Source organism: Microcoleus sp. Pol7_B2, from assembly GCF_036701035.1.
Taxonomy (GTDB): Bacteria; Cyanobacteriota; Cyanobacteriia; order Cyanobacteriales; family Microcoleaceae; genus Microcoleus.
In genome coordinates, this window is the sequence record NZ_JAUBQB010000160.1 from 1 (window position 1) to 3,846 (window position 3,846).

Consider the following 3,846-nt stretch of genomic DNA (forward strand, 5'->3'; position numbering starts at 1 on the left):
TGCACTTTATTCTCGATCACGCGCTCGAAACCTTTCGCGACGCAATATGCACTCGATTATTCAGCAAGCCCTATTTATTTTTGGGGTAGGGAAACGGCATTGCCGTGTCCTCTTAGATTTTAGAGGCTGCCTCCATTTGTCGCACTACTGTTAAAGCAGAATAGGAAACACCGGCAGTGCCTTCTCCGGGATGGGTGGAGTCACCTACTAACCACAAATTTTTAATTGGTGTGCGGTTGGCAAATCCGAGTGGTCCGAAGGTTGGTATTCGCTGCCCGATTCCACCTACAACGCCTCTATCTCTCGCTGTGTAGTGGGCAAAGGTGCGGGGTGTGGCGGCTTCTTGGTGTACGATCGACTCTGGCGTCAAATTGAAATATTCGCTCAAACGCGCGATCGCCCCTGCGGTATATTTTTGCTTTAATCCTTCATAATCAACAGAATTCCACCACATTCGAGTATCAGTAAATGAGGAAGCGATAATTGTCGCCATTCCCTCCGGTGCTCGACCATCACCCGGATGGCTGACTGAAACAAATAATGAATTATTCTCGCCAATCTCGCCGTCGTAATCGTAGAGAAACTGAAGGTGCGGCGGACAATTGGCCGGAATTGCGCTTTCATGCACTCCCAAATATATCACGAAAGCACCGGATGCGGGCGGCAATTTATCGACTCGATATTTGTAGCCTGCCATTTGACTCGGGAGTTGGTTTTTTGTCTCTGAACTCTCTGATTTAACGGATAAATTATCTGTTAAATTATCTGTTAAATTTCCGACACTCCGCTCGCTTGACAACAATTTTACTAAATTTTGCGCGGTCACGTTGGCAACAATGCGATCGGCAGTTTCTGTCCAAACTTCGCCTGTTTTTTGATTGCGAATGACTGTACCGGTGGCTTTGCCGTTGGCGGTGACAATACTTTCAACTGTGTGCCGCAACAGGACTTTGCCGCCGTCTTGTTCGATCGCCTCTACAAGTCGATCGCTCAATACCTGCATACTTCCTTGTAGATGATACAATCCCTGTGGCTCTTGCGAAACTCCTAAAGCCGTCGCCGCGTAAAGTAGCGCCGTTTCTTCGGTATCGACTTGAGAATACAATTTTAACTGCAAATCCAGAAAAGTTTTCAAGCGCAAATTGTCGCCCAACCCACACAGCCGCAAAGCATCTCCCACTGTCATAAAAGTGAAAGGCAAAGTAATTAGAGTATCGGGGCGAACAGCTTGAATTAATTGCCAGAAATCCCATAAGTTTCGGGGCGGTAAAACTGGATCGCGCCCTTGAAATTTCCAGCTAGCTTTGAACAATGCAGACAATAATTGCCAAAAAGCTTCGCTTCCAGGAAACTGCCGCTGCCTTTCTTCCTGCCACTTTTGCGGATCTCGCCACACGCTAATCGGTGCGGTTTCTCCCGGCAAAAACACCGCACAAGCGGGATCGCAGGGTGTGGCTGCGGGGAGTTGTATGTCTAATTCTGAGAAAATTCGGTGGTGAATGCCTCCGGGTTCCAATCCTGCAACCTGCGTGGCGCCGACATCGAAGGTAAAGCCTTTGCGTTTGAAGGTGGAAGCGCATCCTCCGGGGACGATCGCCTGGTCTAAGACTAGCACTTTGTATCCTCTGCGGGCTAGCAGAGCTGCTGCTGTCAGCCCGCCGATTCCGCCTCCAATTACCGTGACGCGGCCCTTAGTGTCTGCTGGATTGGATTTGCCTAAAGGGGTGCGATCGCCTGTCATAAATTTATTTATTGTAATATTTCTTAATAGTATGCTCATATTTTGCAATAAAAAGCTCTTGTAGCGACAGGTTGAAATCTATCGCTACAAGAGGAAGGAGTCCGAGTGTAGAGGACGTTTTAGGGGTGAAGTGCTCCGGGCCCACCCGGAGCGTTAGACTGTGCCGTGCTGATGAGAAAATCAGGGACGGCGCCACTTGTTGAGATAAGCTTCGCCAATCCCAGCCACAGCCTGCATTTGACCTAGCTGTTCCCGTAAAGCTTTGATGGTTCTTAGCTGTTCTTGAGACTGTTGCTGCAAAGCGTCGTAATTTCGCTGTATCGCCGCACTCTGGCTCAATTGATTTTCTAGAGATTGCAACTTGGTTAGTTGAACATGGAAGTCGCCGATTGCACTTGACTTTTCTGCTAACTCGTGCTGCAAAGATTCGTAACTCGACTTCGACACGGTTTCCTGCAATTGGCTTTCGAGATTTTGCTTTTCGGTAGCAAATTGCTGATGTAAAGATTCCAGAGCACTGGATTTTTCGGCTAGCTGCTGCTGCAAAGATTCCAGAGCACTGGATTTTTCGGCTAGCTGCTGCTGAAACTCGTGTTCCCGGTGTTCTCTTTCGGCGAATTGCTGCTGCAAAGATTCCAGAGTACTGGATTTTTCGGCTAGCTGCTGCTGAAACTCGTGTTCCCGATGTTCTTTTTCGGCGAATTGCTGCTGTAAAGATTCCAGAGCACTGGATTTTTCGGCTAGCTGCTGCTGAAATTCGTGTTCTCGGTGTTCTCTTTCGGCGACTTGCTGCTGCAAAGATTCCAGAGCACTGGATTTTTCGGCTAACTGCTGCTGAAACTCGTGTTCCCGGTGTTCTTTTTCAGCGACTTGCTGCTGCAAAGATTCGATCGAACTTTCGCGTTCACTCAACTGCTGCTGTAAACTTTCGTAACTTGACTTCGCTACTGTTTCCTGCAATTGGCTTTCGAGATTTTGCTTTTCGGTAGCGAGTTGCTGCTGCAAAGAAGCGATCGAACTTTCGCGTTCACTCAACTGCTGCTGTAAACTTTCGTAACTTGACTTCGCTACTGTTTCCTGCAATTGGCTTTCGAGATTTTGCTTTTCGGTAGCGAGTTGCTGCTGCAAAGAAGCGATCGAACTTTCGCGTTCACTCAACTGCTGCTGTAAACTTTCGTAACTTTCTTGCAGCGGATTTGGCTTTACACTCACCGAGTCCGATAGAGTTTCTGCCGTTACAGCGTCATTAAGCTCGCTTTCTTCGGCTGTTTCCCCTTGCAAGTCGTGGGCCTCTACCTGCGTTTCTTCACCTTTTTTCCAAGTGACAGTAACTTCCGTCTTGTCCTTAGAAATATCCAGAGCGCCTTGTGCCAAGCGTTCTAGGAGTTCCGACCTTGATATTCCGAGCTTGCGAGCGATCACGTTTAATCGATCGGCACTAGAAGAAGTCAGCGAAAGTCCGACTTTGACTTTGCTGTCTGAATTGGAACTAACTACATTGCGATTTTTTTTGACCATTGGCATTTTCCTCATGCCAACCTACACTTATTAGTATAGTGGCTGAAGCTTGTATTAAAATTAATTCTTGTTACTTACCAATTGTGCCAGCTTGCGTTCCAAATTGAACAAAAAGCCGTGAATGTATTCTTCGATCCATTCCTCGCCGTAGAACCGCTTAAACATTCCCCGGGCCGGTTTTTTTTCGGCAAGATACCGCAGATAGCACAGTTGAGCTTGTCAGATACTATCTAACTTTGCGCCCGATGTCACCGATTCGGCGCGATCGACCAAATCCAAATAAGCCGCCAGATAGTTTTTGAACCGTGCAAAAACCGGAATTTCCACAACTTCGGTTTCCTTGGGGCGATCCCACAGAAACGCTGCGGAGAAAAAATGCTTAGGTTCCTCTGGGAAGTCGCCACCCCAGGGAAGCTGCGGTTGATGAGCTTGAAAAATTTGTTCGATCGGTCCAGTATACTTAGCCTGCTAGTCAGCCTCGCCGCCAAACAGAGGCTGCATATCCAAAGTAATTATAGTCATTTCAAATAAGTATGAGACACTCTTTCTGCACAATAAGCACGAATAACTTCATCAAGAGATGTGCC

General features: G+C 47.6%; 2 protein-coding genes and 1 pseudogene. All 3 read right to left on the bottom strand.

Features of this window, described 5'->3' with window-relative positions; translation table 11 throughout:
• Positions 1–112: 112 nt before the first annotated feature.
• Positions 113–1,741, bottom strand: a complete 1,629-nt coding sequence (locus tag QUA57_RS28170) for an FAD-dependent oxidoreductase (protein WP_333065081.1) — start codon at positions 1,739–1,741, stop codon at positions 113–115.
• 180 nt (positions 1,742–1,921) lie between these two features.
• Positions 1,922–3,259 carry a ribbon-helix-helix protein, CopG family gene (locus tag QUA57_RS28175; protein ID WP_333065080.1) on the bottom strand — a complete coding sequence of 446 codons (1,338 nt, stop codon included), beginning with the start codon at positions 3,257–3,259 and terminating at the stop codon, positions 1,922–1,924.
• Positions 3,260–3,319: 60 nt separating this feature from the next.
• Positions 3,320–3,712: pseudogene (locus tag QUA57_RS28180) on the bottom strand (phycoerythrobilin:ferredoxin oxidoreductase); the annotation flags it as partial.
• Positions 3,713–3,846: the final 134 nt, after the last annotated feature.